14 protein-coding genes are annotated in these 14,294 nt (G+C 48.1%); 6 read left to right on the top strand and 8 right to left on the bottom strand.

Annotated elements, in window-relative coordinates:
* Nucleotides 1–6: 6 nt before the first annotated feature.
* The 8 genes from OGY17_RS20200 to OGY17_RS20165 form a co-directional block, all read right to left on the bottom strand.
* Nucleotides 7–1,002, bottom strand: a complete 996-nt coding sequence (locus tag OGY17_RS20200) for a DUF968 domain-containing protein (protein ID WP_286608174.1) — start codon at nucleotides 1,000–1,002, stop codon at nucleotides 7–9.
* Nucleotides 999–1,685 carry a phage antirepressor KilAC domain-containing protein gene (locus OGY17_RS20195; protein WP_286608172.1) on the bottom strand — a complete coding sequence of 229 codons (687 nt, stop codon included), beginning with the start codon at nucleotides 1,683–1,685 and terminating at the stop codon, nucleotides 999–1,001. The genes OGY17_RS20200 and OGY17_RS20195 overlap by 4 nt, the downstream gene beginning before the upstream one ends.
* Before the next feature lie 13 nt (nucleotides 1,686–1,698).
* Nucleotides 1,699–2,085: a RusA family crossover junction endodeoxyribonuclease gene (locus tag OGY17_RS20190; protein WP_286608170.1), complete on the bottom strand. Its 387-nt coding sequence runs from the start codon at nucleotides 2,083–2,085 to the stop codon at nucleotides 1,699–1,701.
* Nucleotides 2,082–3,293, bottom strand: coding sequence for a phage N-6-adenine-methyltransferase (locus tag OGY17_RS20185; protein WP_286608168.1), 1,212 nt, complete (start codon nucleotides 3,291–3,293; stop codon nucleotides 2,082–2,084). The genes OGY17_RS20190 and OGY17_RS20185 overlap by 4 nt, the downstream gene beginning before the upstream one ends.
* Entirely contained in the window at nucleotides 3,290–4,312 is a 1,023-nt protein-coding gene (locus OGY17_RS20180) for a phage replication protein O (RefSeq protein ID WP_286608165.1), read from the bottom strand. Before OGY17_RS20180 ends, OGY17_RS20185 begins: the two co-directional genes overlap by 4 nt.
* A complete protein-coding gene (locus OGY17_RS20175) occupies nucleotides 4,296–4,481 on the bottom strand; it encodes a DUF4222 domain-containing protein (protein ID WP_071828988.1) in 186 nt (61 codons plus the stop codon). Before OGY17_RS20175 ends, OGY17_RS20180 begins: the two co-directional genes overlap by 17 nt.
* A 172-nt stretch (nucleotides 4,482–4,653) precedes the next feature.
* Entirely contained in the window at nucleotides 4,654–5,205 is a 552-nt protein-coding gene (locus OGY17_RS20170; RefSeq protein WP_286608163.1) for a YmfL family putative regulatory protein, read from the bottom strand.
* 28 nt (nucleotides 5,206–5,233) lie between these two features.
* Nucleotides 5,234–5,485 carry a hypothetical protein gene (locus OGY17_RS20165; RefSeq protein WP_045445265.1) on the bottom strand — a complete coding sequence of 84 codons (252 nt, stop codon included), beginning with the start codon at nucleotides 5,483–5,485 and terminating at the stop codon, nucleotides 5,234–5,236.
* A gap of 67 nt (nucleotides 5,486–5,552) precedes the next feature.
* Between OGY17_RS20165 and OGY17_RS20160 the strand changes: the two genes are divergently transcribed.
* The 6 genes from OGY17_RS20160 (at nucleotide 5,553) to OGY17_RS20135 (ending at nucleotide 14,291) form a co-directional block, all read left to right on the top strand.
* Nucleotides 5,553–6,275 (top strand): XRE family transcriptional regulator, encoded by a 723-nt coding sequence (locus tag OGY17_RS20160; protein WP_286608161.1) that lies wholly within the window; start codon nucleotides 5,553–5,555, stop codon nucleotides 6,273–6,275.
* An 801-nt stretch (nucleotides 6,276–7,076) separates the two neighbouring features.
* A complete protein-coding gene (locus tag OGY17_RS20155) occupies nucleotides 7,077–8,039 on the top strand; it encodes a hypothetical protein (RefSeq protein WP_286608159.1) in 963 nt (320 codons plus the stop codon).
* A 36-nt stretch (nucleotides 8,040–8,075) separates the two neighbouring features.
* Nucleotides 8,076–8,282, top strand: a complete 207-nt coding sequence (locus OGY17_RS20150; RefSeq protein ID WP_024135505.1) for a hypothetical protein — start codon at nucleotides 8,076–8,078, stop codon at nucleotides 8,280–8,282.
* Complete coding sequence (locus tag OGY17_RS20145) at nucleotides 8,243–9,415, top strand: site-specific integrase (RefSeq protein ID WP_286608157.1); 1,173 nt, start codon at nucleotides 8,243–8,245, stop codon at nucleotides 9,413–9,415. Before OGY17_RS20150 ends, OGY17_RS20145 begins: the two co-directional genes overlap by 40 nt.
* Before the next feature lie 42 nt (nucleotides 9,416–9,457).
* Complete coding sequence (locus tag OGY17_RS20140; protein ID WP_286608155.1) at nucleotides 9,458–10,294, top strand: hypothetical protein; 837 nt, start codon at nucleotides 9,458–9,460, stop codon at nucleotides 10,292–10,294.
* A gap of 454 nt (nucleotides 10,295–10,748) precedes the next feature.
* Complete coding sequence (locus tag OGY17_RS20135; protein ID WP_286608153.1) at nucleotides 10,749–14,291, top strand: inverse autotransporter beta domain-containing protein; 3,543 nt, start codon at nucleotides 10,749–10,751, stop codon at nucleotides 14,289–14,291.
* Nucleotides 14,292–14,294 lie beyond the last annotated feature (3 nt).

Here is a 14,294-nt window from a genome sequence, read left to right as displayed (position 1 = left end):
ATACACTTAAGCTTTCGCAATTACGCCGATCGCCAGCGCCCGATCCATAAAACGCAATAGCAGCTCAAGCTGCGTACCATGCTTTTGCTCGAATGCCGGTACATCGGCGTGTAACTCGTCGTGGCACTCTCTGCACAGAGGGATCACGAAGAGGTCATGGGCTTTTGTTGCTGTACCACCCATACCGTGCCCTACGATATGGTGCGGATCATCTGCTGGCCTTCGGCAACACTCACAGGGTTGTGTTTTAACCCAGCGGGTGTACGTCTCATTTATCCAGCGGCGACGTTTTGGCCTGAGCATGAAAGATTCTGGAGACTCCGGATCTACAGAGAGCGTGAGGATCTTCTTCGCCTTCTCCTGCACGAGGCTGGTTGCAGACGCTGAAGGCACAATGTCGCTTTCCCTCATGACAGAGCGGATGTTCTCATCCGGAAGGCGCAGCCCTTTGTGCGCAACGCTTTCCGGAATAACATCAGCCAGGTCGTTTCTGACCATCCACCAGCACAGTTCCGGAAGCGTCAGGATATGCGACTCGGGAAAACCAGAATCACGCCGAATGACTTCCAGAATCCAGGATACCAGGTTTCCTGCCGCTATACCTGCAAGCTGTTCGGTATGCTGCCCCGACAAAGTGTGATCGCAATGCCAGCACAGGCGAATGCTTCCTGGTGGGTGCCACATTGTTGTGAAGTTCTTGTCGTGCCATGATGAATGTGGCCACTGGCATTCAAAACGATTACTCAACCATTGCTCAAGGGAAGGAAGCCCACCGGCACGCTGAATAACCCGCTCATTCCCGAAGACCTGCCGCATTACCGGATCATCAGCCAGCGGCTGAATGGCTGCGGGAACAGCCCCTGTACTGAATGACGCCATTTCTTCTGGTTCAGGTTCGATAAGAACGCGACCACGCATGAAGAGGGGCATTAATTCCGCGCCGGGACGAAACAACACAATCCCCATGCGATGGGCGACTTCAGGAGTTAACAAAGCCCTCACGCCGCCTGCCCCCCTGCAATATGTTCAGCCCACAAACCACCAATCCAGCGTACTCCCTTGGCAGTGAAACGCGTCTGGCTAAATGCGTGATTGGATGTGCTCGATGTACCCGTCTTAACTTCAAATCTTCCCGCGGAAATGTGCTGTGCCATAGGGGTAAGTGTGCCGCCGAGGCGATACAGGATATTGCGTTCAATAAGGAACAGACGAAACTCAGCTTCTTTTGCGTTAAGCAATTTGGCTACCTGCCGGAATGACATGGAGCCTTTTGCAGAGCAATAACGATCAACAAACTCCACTTTTGGCGCCGCGGCTGCCAGTTGGATGGTCAGTTGCTCTTTCTGCTCGGCTAAATCAGCAGCCAGGCGAAGCGCTTCCGGCAATGAGCGTGGAACACTGACACTCTGCCCTTCTTCCAGTTCCTGCCAGCGATCGACAACCGCGGCGGTAAATTCAGGTGACAGTCTGGCAACAATCACCAGAGAGTCGCGTTTGTTAAAACGATACTCCTGGTAAACATTACCGTTATGCTCAAAATCGAACTGCGCCAACGGCGCGGTTAAAATTCCCGCAGCAACAAGACGCTCAGCCGAGCGTTTCACGTCACTGTGTTTACTCTGAACCAGATCCGCAATATCACGGCTGGACATTGTTACTACACCATTCACGATTAACTGGCTCATACTTTTCTCCATATCAGGCGGCTGCACCCGCCGGTTCATATCTGCTGATCGTTATCTCTACCCGACCTTTCGGCACAACGGGTCCCCATTCCACCAGCATGCGCTTAATCTGGCTGTCGTCTTCCCAGACACCCGCATGCGTCAGCGCGTCAAACAGGGCTTTGTTGTAGTTATCCAGATCCCGACGGCGCGCATCCGGCGGGTACAGGGTGATTTCGACCGCAGCTGGCGCCGAAGATGGTTTAGGCAGTCTGCGTAACTGCTCAATGATCGCGGCGCAGGCAGCACTCTGATATTTGCGACCATCGGCGCTGATGAGGTGGCGACCGACCAGCGGCCCTTTGTTAGGGGCTCGCCAGTAGGTGTTCACGCTTGGCGGGAAAGGCAGGGTCAGTTTCACGCAGCCACCTCCCCGTTAGCCTTTTTCTCTTCAGCCAGGATGCGGAACCGCGCCCGTAAGGAACGAATGTTATGCCAGCAGGCAGGGGGAATTATTTCCATGGTGGCCAGCACGTCATCAACGCTGAAGCCATGATCGGCGAGCATTTCCGGCGCCAGAGTGAACAGGCGTGACTGCATGTCAGCGCGAATGCCGTCGTGGTCGAAATGTTGTTGTGCCAACCAGTCAGTGATTTTCTGCTGATAGGTATGCTGTGCGATCAGGGTAACCGCTTTAGCAATGGTTTCTGGTGGAACGACGATGATCTCCGGGCACTCCACCGAGTCAGATGCCCAGGTGTGCGCAAACCGGGATTCGCTGAATGTGTACTCGTCTTTGTCGCCGAACGCGGCGCAGGCACATGCCCAGAACCGGAATCCACTTTTCTCAATGATGCTGGATTTGGTCAGTGGGAGCTCTGACTCCACGGTGGGTTGCGGTTTCGCTTCCGCCAGCGCTTCGGGCTTTGCTTCCTGTGCAACTGTTTCAGTTGTCTGAGGCAAATCCGGAATAGTTTGCTGTGGCAGCTGCTGCACCAACCGAGCCGCCTCCCTGCGGATCTGCGCCAGAAATGAATCGCCATGCGCTTCCAGATCCTTACGGCTGATATAACTCATCGCAGGGCCACGCCAGTTTTTGTCGAACACCGCAATAGCACCGGCAAAGAATGCGCCGGAAGGGATCTGTTTTTCATCGGCTGGCACGAACCAAGACGGCAGATCAAAGCCAATGCGCCCACGAATGAAAGCAACGTGATCAGCATCCTCCGGCCACCACACTTCACTAGTTGCCGCTTTAATAAGGAAGACGTAGCGTCCACCCTTTTCACGCATGGCACTGGCATGCTGCATGATGTAGCGCATCCCGGTGATGTACTTATCTTCATGCTGCGTAGCGCGACTGTAGGGCGGGTTGGCAAACGCGGCCCCGTTCAGCCCGGTAAGGCGAGCTGACCAGTCTTGCGCTAATGCGTTATCTTTTGCCGTGTAATAGTCGGCACATTTTGAGTTTTCACCGTCTGAAAACAGATCCAGCACCAGCGGACCGAACATGGCGTTAATACCCCAGAAGATGTTGTCCGGCGTACACCACTGATCACCGACTTCATTCAGTTTGTGGGCTGATTTACTGCGCAGCTCTGCCAGCGCCTGGCAATATTGACTGGTCATGAGCGAAACCCCTCTGGTACCTGAGAGTAATCAGTGTTCTGGTAGCTGGTTTTGAAGCCGTGGTCATCACCACGCGATGTGCGTCCACCAGCCGGTGAAAGTTTCAAGGACAGCTCATCCCATTTTTCACGCAGTTTTGCCGGACTGAGGATATTGCGGCACCAGAACGGATCACGACTCACCCGGTCGAACATGGTGCAAATCTGGTTGTGGGTACGACCATCCTGAGTGCGCATCAACCGGACCTCGTTAGCCCAGGCGGTCCAGTTCGGGGCTTTCGGTAAAACCACTTCCCCGTCGGATTCAGCCGCGGTCTCATAAAGTTTGCGGATACGCTTGTGAATCCACTCGGCGCAGGTCAGGTCTTCCTGAGTACCCCACTGACGCTTCGGTACATTCCAGGTCACTGCTTCAGGATGTTTAGCAAGAAACTGTTCAACAGGAGATGAATTTTCAGCGTCCGGTTGCGAAGCTTCCGGACAAGAAGGGTTACTAATCTGTTTGTGGTGATCTGAGTAATGATCTGTATAGAGAATAGGTTCCGCGACTTCGCGGTTAGGGTTCCGCGGTTCTACGTTTTCGGTTCCGTGATTCTGCGGAATGGGTTCCGCGACTTCACGTTTCCCGTTCCGCGATTCTGCGGAATCCAGCGTTGCCGGGAATAAAACGTTGATTAGCGCTTCTCCATTGATACGGTAATGCGTCTTTTTAGTGCCGTTTACCTGTCGCTGGGCCTTCTCAACAACCCCTGGTAACCATCGGGTACAAATCTTGTTTACCAGACGCTGCACCTGATCTTCACTCACGCCGCGAATCTCTGCCGCCAGCTCACTGTGTTCTTTGTAAAACCACCCATCATTCAGGTCTGATTTACCGGACCAGAACACAAGCTGGTTTAGCACAGCACCCAAAGCATGCGCCTGCTGATCGCCGGAGAAATAATCTAGGTACGGGACCGGAATAGTGATGCAATTCCTTTGCCCCGACAGCGATTGAACGATTTCAAATATCTGGCTCATGGTCGTCCGTTATCTCCCTGAACTTTTGCCTGAAATGCTCAAGTGGGCTGAAGCATTCATGTGGATAGCCATCGCGCAGGTAGATAACGCGCTGTGTTTCTGGCTCCCAGCGGATAACACGGACTGGCACTCCGCGGTGGTCTTTGAACCTTCGGTTAAGTTCGCGCACAGGCGTTTTGCCCTCCGGTTGTAGACCCCCACAATTGAAACCGCCCTACTGTGGTTACACGGAACCCAGCGGTTTGATAATCTGCGTTCATACCGAAACAACGGAGTACCCGAAACCGGGATCATCCTGAGTTGCGGTAGACGGTTAAAAGCCGTTAAACTGCTCATGCGGATTATTTCTCCATACTCGAAGAGTTGTTCGCCAAGGCGCCCGGAGCTGCACACTCGCGGGCGTCACTCTTTTCTGGAAGGCAATAAACTCGTGAAATCAGATTCAGAAACGTCATAAGCGTTACTCGGAACTGGTACGCTATTTCGTTCAGGCTGTCCCATTCCCCTTTATCAACTACACCATCATCGATGTATCGACGATATGCGTTAACCAGGTCACCAAGCCTGCCCACCAGCTCAGCCAGCTTTAAGCCAATCTCTTCGTTCTCTGTTTCTGGTGCCGCGCCTGGAATGTGGATTCCGTTATCTGTTTGCCGAGAAAACGCGTCAGCTATGTAGCTAACACCAGCGGCCTTCTGTAGCACCATCGCCCAACCCATAGGGAAGATCTGATCCCCACCAACACGGAGGCGGTTAAACAGCGCGTTCTCTGTTACTCCCAACCATTCCGCCGCTTCGGCGTAGCCACCAGGCAGGTCGGTAATCGTTTTTTTAATTGCGACCACCAGCCAAGCTGGCTGACGTTCGACTTTCCAATTCGGTTCGTTGCCCACGGCTTGCCCCTTATTTCTGTGGTTTTCGTTAAGCAGCAGACTGGTTAATCTTTTGCGGACGGCTAATTTTTTTAATCAGCTCCGCTGAATATTTCCCGGAAGAAGCGACAGCGATCTGCTCTGCGTAATGGGTTTCTCCGGTGAAATCAGTGCGCGGGAGACAACCTTTTTCAATCCACTTATAGATCGCCCGTGGGCTGCATCCACATGCGGTTGATATAGATTGCACCCCTATTGCTTTGATTACTTCAGAGAGGCTGGGTAGCTTTTCTGTTTGCATAAACACCTCATTAAGTGAACTTAAAGTACATAATATGACGGAACTGATAGTTCATGCAAGTATGTCTATGATTGAACCTATGGTTCAAGAAGAAGAAGCGCGTAAACAGTTCTCCAAAAGGCTTGCGCAAGCCTGCGATAAAGCGGGGTTTCACTCTCATGGTCGTCAAGCTGAGATCGCGAAAAGAATGGGCCTCACACCAAAAGCCATAAGCAAATGGTTTAATGGAGAATCGATTCCCCGCAGGGGGCGACTGCAAGAGCTAGCTGCTCTTGTAGGGACTAGTTCCGCCTATTTACTTGGCGACACACAGGAAGACGGGATCAAGGAAGGATGCTTGAAGAACCGTAGCGACGTTTTTCGAATCGACGTTCTTGATATTTGTGTCAGCGCTGGGCCAGGTATTATTAATAGTGAATTTGTTGAGGTTTTGCGCTCAGTCGAGTACTCAATGGACGATGCACGCCGCATGTTTAATGGCAGAAATCCAGAGCAAATTAGAATTATCAACGTTCGAGGAGATAGCATGTCTGGAACGATTGAGCCTGGAGATCTTCTCTTCGTTGACATTAGTGTTCAACACTTCGACGGTGACGGAATCTATGCCTTCATTTACGACGATACCTCCCACGTTAAGCGTCTGCAAAAAATGAAAGATAAGCTGCTTGTCATATCCGATAACAAGACTTACCGCCCTTGGGAGCCGATCGAGAAAGACGAAATGAATAAAATTTTTGTTTTCGGAAAGATCATCGGCAGCATGCCCCAGACCTATCGAAAACACGGATAACCCCCAACTCCGTCAAATCCCTCCAAACAGCCATTGGTTTGAACATAAATCCCAATGGCTAAAATTAAATTACCTTTAAGTTCATAACGTTGCTTCAGCGTGAACTTTTCACATAAAGACAATGAACTAAAAGTACTTTACTAAATTGAACTCATGGTACATATTAGTCCCATAAACAGCGAACAGGCAGGACGCCCACGAAGTAGCCGCCGGTGGCATATGAATAACCGGATGATTCGCTCAATAAAGTTAGGTAGGGGAATTTCACGATGAATGCAGCACAACGCCGCAAGGCTTATCGCAAACACCCGAAAGCTGGGGACACTGTAATTTTACGAGGCATCCCTCGCCTAGTATTGGGTCCGTGTACGTTCAACAGCCTTACTGGCGAAGAGCGCAGTAAACCTTCGGTAAGCCGTGTCAGGGTTCAAATGACTGGCGGCTCAACAGCTGCACCACTCGTACGTAATTTAAAGTTTTAGCGATAAACAGGTGTCTTCGGGAGGGGTTACGGGCTGGAGTGACTACCAGCATCGACAGCTCTATCCGACGAAACGGAACCGTCTAACCCGCGGTTGTCGGTGAAAAGTACCGTAGGGATGCCAGCTAGCCACTGGCCCCCTACCTACCACCGCGCCTGATGTGGATAAAAACAGACCAACGCAATAACAAGTGTATCCCAGATCTGGTGGTCCTCCGTTTTTACGTTTGTCCAGTCACCGCCAGTTTTTCAAGGCCACAAATTGTAATTGCATGATGTATAATGCTTGCAATAATTATCTTATAAAGGAAAATCTTCACATGGAATATATATTGATTGACACTATAAAATCTATTCTTCCTTTTGCGCTAATAATATTATTTGCCATAACTCCCCTTGGGCGAAAAATAACATCTTCATTCATAAATACCTTTCTAGACAAGGGAATAAAAGAACCAGAAAAAAATACGATTAATGACGATGTAACTGCACCACCAAAAAACAGCGAGATTATTGAATTAATTAGAGAGGAAATAGTTAAGATCAGCGAAGATCAAAACGAGAATATAAAAATAGCAAAAGAAAAAATAAATCACGAAGTAAACAACCAAATATCATCTTATCTTGATGATAAAAATGAAAACATTAATTGCATTGTATCAGAGAGAATCAAAAGAGAAGTATCTGCCATTGCAGATAAATACCTAGAAAACTCAGAAACATTTGCTAAAATCAATGACCAATATAGGCTAAATCAAAAGAAACGTAATAATGAAAATTTAATGCGGCATCTTGACTCTGAATACTACTCATCTCAACGTACTAAACAACTGATGAGTAACTTATTTATCATGATAAATTTCATTTATTTCACTGGGCTTCTATTCTTTTTTATGAAAACAATGATTCTGACCTCTACGGAAATTACTGATAGTCAGATCCCAACGAAATTAGCAATATCAATTTCACTGGCCTATCTTGGATTTGGAGCATTTATTATTTACATGATAAAATTTTGCAATGCAAGAACATTAACAATTCTTAGTCTTAAAGAAGACATGTCAAAGAAAGATGATGTAATTGATATAGTAAAAGACATGATTTCCAAAGATATATCTGAGAATCATGTGGCAATTTTAAAACTAACAAATTCAAATTATTCTATGAGGGAACAAGCTACAAAACATCCATATGAATTGTTGCTTAATGGTATAAAGGATTCAAATATTGTACTGAAAAATGGTAAATTTGAACTATCAAAAAACAGTTCAAAGAATAATTAACCTCCCGAGTGCAGTCGGGATTGTATGGAGAAATATATGCTGAGCCTCGATTGTGTTCCCATCTCAACTTATTGCAAAGAGACTGGCGAAACCCCGGATGCCATCAACAAACGAGTGCAACGTGGAGTATGGCGTGAAGGGGTTCAGGTGCTAAAGGTCGACGGCGTTAAGGAAAGATGGATTGATCTTAGTGAGGTTGCAAAATGGGCACGACAGAATCGCCTAAGCTCCCGCGCGGCGTAACCATCAGGAAACACCGCAACGGCGAAACCATCAATATTACATTCACTTATAAAGGGGTTAAATGCCGTGAGCCCCTTTCTAATCTGGACGTAACCCCTAAAAACATCAAATATGCCGAGCGCACCCTCGGCGAAATTCATAACAAGATCGAAAGGGGAACTTTTGTTTATGCGGAATACTTTCCCCGTTCGACCCGGTTAAAAATTTTCGGTAACGCTGCCGCAGGCAAAACTGTGAAGATGTACCTGGACGAGTATCTGGTGATATGCGAAACGAGGAAACTATCCCCTTCAACAATTGGTGGATATAAGAAATGTCGAAACGCGCTGTCATCACTTCATATTTTTCCCGCAAGTGAGTTGACGCCGGCCGCATTGAAGACATGGATCCAGAGCCAGAAAACAACATTGAAGACTATCCGAAACCAACTTTCCTTCCTACGTTCAGCTTTGGATGAGGCGGTGACAGATGGTGTACTTCAGATTAACCCTGTATCACTGGTAACAGCCTCACGATACCAAAGTGATAAATCAGAGGCGGAAAGTAGTTATGTGGTTGATCCGCTATCACCAGCAGAAGTAGACGCTTTGCTCTCTGCTGCTGGCAATAAGCAGTGGGAGAATCTTTTCCGGTTCGCGATACAAACCGGGCTGCGTAGTTCTGAACTGTGTGCTCTTCGTTGGCATGATATCGACTTTGTAGGGAAAACTGCCCACGTCCAGAGCGCGAGTGTTGTCGGTGTGATCAAAGGGACCAAGACAAAAGCAGGTACCCGGAAAGTTGAACTGACAGATGAAGCAATGTCAGCTCTGATAAATCAGAAAACGTTCACGTTCATGAAAGACGCTACTGTCTTTGAAGATCCAAAAACCAATAAACCCTGGGCAGGTGCTGATGCGATCAGGAAAAAAGCATGGGCGCCAACTCTACGAAAAGCAGGCATCAGGTATCGTAACCCTTACCAGACAAGACACACATTCGCCACCAGCCATATTAGCCGTGGAGCCAACCTGTTTTGGCTGGCAACTCAGATGGGCCACAAGGGTCCTGAAATGCTCTTTAGACACTATGGTAGGTATTTGAAAGAATACGATAACAATACATCGCTGAATCCATTGAAAAAAACACCTTAATGACAAATAATCTCTACTCAATTAATAAGTAGGGATATTGAAGTGGCTGAACCTAGTTGGATAAGCGTAGGAGGTCTGGTAGCCAGTGTTTTTTCTGCTCTGGCCGCCTACCTTGCAATCCGTCAAACAATCATACAAAGAAAAATAGCTAACAAAGTTCAAATAATGACATCTACCTCACATGTCATTATTCGTCAAAAAGAGGGATTAAAAAAAATCGCCCTTAGTAAGCTACTCACAACTCAAAATACTAAATTGGAAATTCTCAATGTGGGACTTGGGCCTGCACTAAAATTCAATTACCAATGGGTTTTTGATTTTGATAAATATTTTTCATTATATGGAATTAAAAAGCTTAATAGTCAATTTAATTATGCAACTGAAGAATACAAATCAGCAAAAACCGCTGACGAATACAGCTATCTATACCATACTCACGAAAATGAAATAACAGCAGTTTCTATACTTGGCCACCATGAAGTTTCAATCTATGGCTACACAGAAAAAAACGATGAAATAAAATATATATTACCATGGAGTGTAAAAAAAGAAGGGGAGTACATAACTATTCCATCCTTGATGGTTAGCTTACTATCTAGTTACATGCTTTCTCAAGCACGCTCAGACCATAACAGCCCTCTTTTTGTTGAAGGTCCACGCCTTATAATTAGTTACGAAGATTTAAACGGAATAAAAAACAAAACAGAATATGAGTCAACGTATCGAATCAACTCTTTGAGTTTCAAAGATGCAGATATTGAAGCCGCTTTCACTTTATCGCTCTCACAAGGTCCAAGCCGGACTGCATCAGCACTCCAAAAGATACGCAAAAGCTACGCAGATTTTATGAATGAACATGATTTCAATAAAAACAGATAGTTAGAATATTTCGGACGCGGATTCAACTCCCGCCAGCCCACCAAACACCGATGAAAGCCCTCAGCGCAAGCTGAGGGCTTTTTTGTGTCTATTGACCCGTCCTGAAAGTGTTGACACGTTCCAGACTTAGATCCGGAGAACGTGATGATAGCTGAATACGAACAGGCAGATTAATTTCCTGATAACTCTTTTTATTTAACAGTGAACGACCATGGTTAAATAATATCCCTACAAGCTTAAAATCGTCACGATAAAAATAAACGTATTTTTTAAATACATTCGTCATTTAAACGTTCGACATCGTTAGCCAGCCCACAATGCCGCATAGTGTAAAAATATCCAGTTAACTTCTCCATGAACAACTCTTGAATTTTCCTACTAAATACATATATTACGCATCCCGTTCAGTACATGGAATAACCTTTGATTTTTTTAATTGATATTGGAGTTACAAATGTCAAATAAGAAAATTTCGCGGAGCAATGGGGCAACAGGCCCCGTTAATAAGGTTGTCGCATGGTCAACAATCGCTTTGCAGGCTCTGTATCCTGCCCTTCTTAGCTTCACGCCAACCATCAGCCATGCGTCAGCCGTTAAGGCATCGCAGGCCGCCGCAGAACAGCAAGAACTGCGCGGCCTGTCTTCTCTCGCCGCGCAGGCTGGCAGAAGTATTGAAAACGGCCATGCGGGCAGTTTTGCTGCCAATACCGTCTCAGCACAGGCAACGAAGGAGGTGGTAGAGTGGCTACAGAAGTACGGTAATGCGCGTATTCAACTCAACGTCGATGACGCTTTCTCGTTGAAAGATTCGGCGTTCGATTTCCTTTATCCGTGGATTGATACAAAGCAGCATGTTTTATTTAGCCAGACATCGCTTCACCGTACCGATGACAGAACCCAAACTAATATCGGTATGGGTTATCGCTACTTCACGGCGGATAATTCAATGCTGGGCGCAAACTTATTTTATGACTACGATTTAAGTCGTCATCACGCACGTATGGGTGCAGGCGTTGAGTATTGGCGAGATTATTTAAGCGCAGGCGCAAATGCTTATTTAAGATTATCAAAATGGAAGGATTCTCACGATCTGGATGATTATCAGGAACGTCCGGCGGATGGCTGGGATATCTATACCCAAGGTTGGTTGCCATCGTATCCGCAACTGGGCGCATCGCTTAAATATGAAAAGTATTACGGCAAGAATGTCGGCCTCTTTGGCAGCGATCATCTTCAGGAAAATCCGTACGCCTTTACAGGCGGGATCAGCTATACGCCGGTTCCGCTAGTTACGCTTTCCGCTGAACACAAGCAGGGGCAGAGCAATACTCATGATTCACGCTTCGGCATAGAGATTAACTATCGCCCCGGCATCCCGCTGGCGAAGCAGTTGGACAGCGACAATGTTGCGTTAATGCGCGAAGTTCAGCACGGACGCTACGATTTTGTCGAACGAAATAACAATATTGTTCTGGAATACCGCAAAAAATCGGTTCTGAAAATCCGCCTGCCTGAAAGCGTACAGGGGGAAGGTGGCGCCGTTATTCCGGTGACTATTTCGCTGGATAAATCCCACTGGGGCATTCAGTCGGTAGAGTGGAACGATAGCGCATTTACCGCCGCTGGCGGACGCATTTCCGGTAGCGGCACATCATGGCAACTGACGTTACCCGCTTATACACCAGGCGGCACTAATCATTGGCAAATCGGTGCAACGGCGCGAGATGTTAAAGGAAATGTCTCTAACTATGCGGTGATGAACGTGACGGTGACGGGGAGTTCAGCCTCTGTCGGCACAATGGATTTTACATTGAACGGCGAGCAGCAACCGATCATCGCGGCTGACGGGAAGTCACAGCATCCGGTTACGTTGGTGCTTAAAGATACCAATGGTAATCCGTTAACAGGGCTTGCACATGACATTGAGTTGTCTTTAGCGTTTACGCCTGACGCACAGAGAAATCGTGAGCGTTCAGCACAGGCTCCAAAACTTGGTGAAGTGCAGGAAACCCGCTCCGGGGTGTATACCGCCACGCTGACGCCGGGTTTAACGGCGGGGACGGCACGCATCACCGCTAAAGTCCTGGGTAAAACAGAAACCCTGACGGTGAAACTAAAAGCGGTTTCCGCAGAGGCGGCAAAATCGACATTCACAGTAATGCCCATGGAGCAGGTCGTTGGACACCCGATTAGCCTGGCGTTAGAAGCAAAAGATAAAGACGGGAATGCCATCACCGGCGACGACAGCTTACGTTTTTATGCAGTTTCAGCCAGCGGCGAGGTCCGTTTTACTGCAGTAGAAGAGAAAGACGGCGTGTACAGCGCTAAGGCAACGTCTGAACTGGCTCAGGCGACACGCATTGGTGTGAAGTCACAAAAACATGATTTCTCTGGGCTGGAAAAACAAGCCAACTGGATTGCCGACAAAACGCAACCGGTGGTGCAGGCTTTTAACCTGACCAAGGACAATGCACTGGCGGATGGCAAACAGAGTAATATCGCGGTCGTTACCCTGACCGACCGTTATGGGAACCCGCTGTCCGGATACACGGTCACTCTGGCGTTACCGCCACAGGTTAAGATCGCGAATGGGGAGAACGTTGTGAAGACCGATGCCAAAGGTGAAGCAAGATTCTCACTGACCAGTTCAACGCCGGGAACTTATGATATTACGCTAAGCGTGGGGAACATCAGCTCATCGCTAAGCGTAACATTTGCCTCTGCAATGGAGGGGGCAACATTGTCTCTGACGGCCAAAGACAATGGCGCAATCACCAATATTGCAGCAAACGGTCGCGATGGTGCCACGCTTGAGATCATGCTCAACAATACCGCCGCGTCGGTTGAAGGACAGAAAGTGGAGCTTATCGTAACGCCACAAGGGCTCGTGTACCCGGAGAAAATCACCACCAATAAAGACGGTTACGCGACGGTAACGTTAACTACGGTTAAGGCAGGTCATTACACCGTTAATGCCAGGGTTACAGATGGGCAGCACAGCGTTGAGTCCTCAAGCGTTGACCTGGAATTCGTACCTGATATTAACAGCGCAGTGCTGAATTTGACCGCACCGTCTGAGAGCATTGTGGCAAACGCATCAGCGGCACATGAAATTCAGGTACAGGTTGTCGACGGTGAAAACAACCCATTTAGTGGTGACGTGCACCTGACCAGTTCCCCTGCCAGTGGATTAAAACTGGGCCAGTCCGAACTCACATTGGATGAGAAAGGAATGGCATCAACAACCTTTATTGCCGCAGAAGCTGGGCACTATCAATTGCAGGCAACCTTCATCAAAGAGGGTAAACGCGTTACGGCGAGTAAGGCGATTGAGGTGGTATCGGATCTGCAAAATGCCGCGTTGACGATCGAACCGTCAACTACATCCGCCGTAGTCAGTGATGTGGATAACGTGGCGTTTACCCTGCATCTGACCGATACATCAGGGAACGGCGTCAGCAACCGTAAGCTGAAAATTACGGCTACAGGCCCATCGCCACGCGATCCTCTGGTGATTGACAATACGCTTGTCACCACCAATGGTTCCGGTACTGCGACTGTAAATGTCCACGGTAATAAGGCGGGTCGTTACACGCTGACCGCCACATTGGCTGAACACGGTAGCAATGTCTCGGCAAATGCTTCGATAATGCTGAATGCCGATGCCCAGAATCCAGTACTCACTCTGGAGCAGGATCCTGGCTATGCCGTTGCCAACCTTGAGCCGGTAGGCTTTATGGCCCGGTTGCAGGATAAATTCGGTAACCCGTTAAACGGCAGTGTCGAATTTAGCGCAGGCAGCAAAGCCAAACCCGGCAGCGGAACCTTTACGATGACGCCGGATAAAACCAACTTTAAGTTAGGGAATGCTTACTCTGAACTGAGAACGGATACGGCCGGTGTAAGTTGGGTAAGAGCGAAGGCAACGATGGGAGATAAAACATTGGAAAAAGTACTCACCGTCTGGGTAGTTGAGAACCATCAACCAAATTCCTGATCG

It is taken from the genome of Citrobacter sp. Cpo126 (assembly GCF_030332445.1).
Classification (GTDB): Bacteria; Pseudomonadota; Gammaproteobacteria; order Enterobacterales; family Enterobacteriaceae; genus Citrobacter; species Citrobacter portucalensis.
This window is presented reverse-complemented; position numbering and strand designations above follow the sequence as displayed.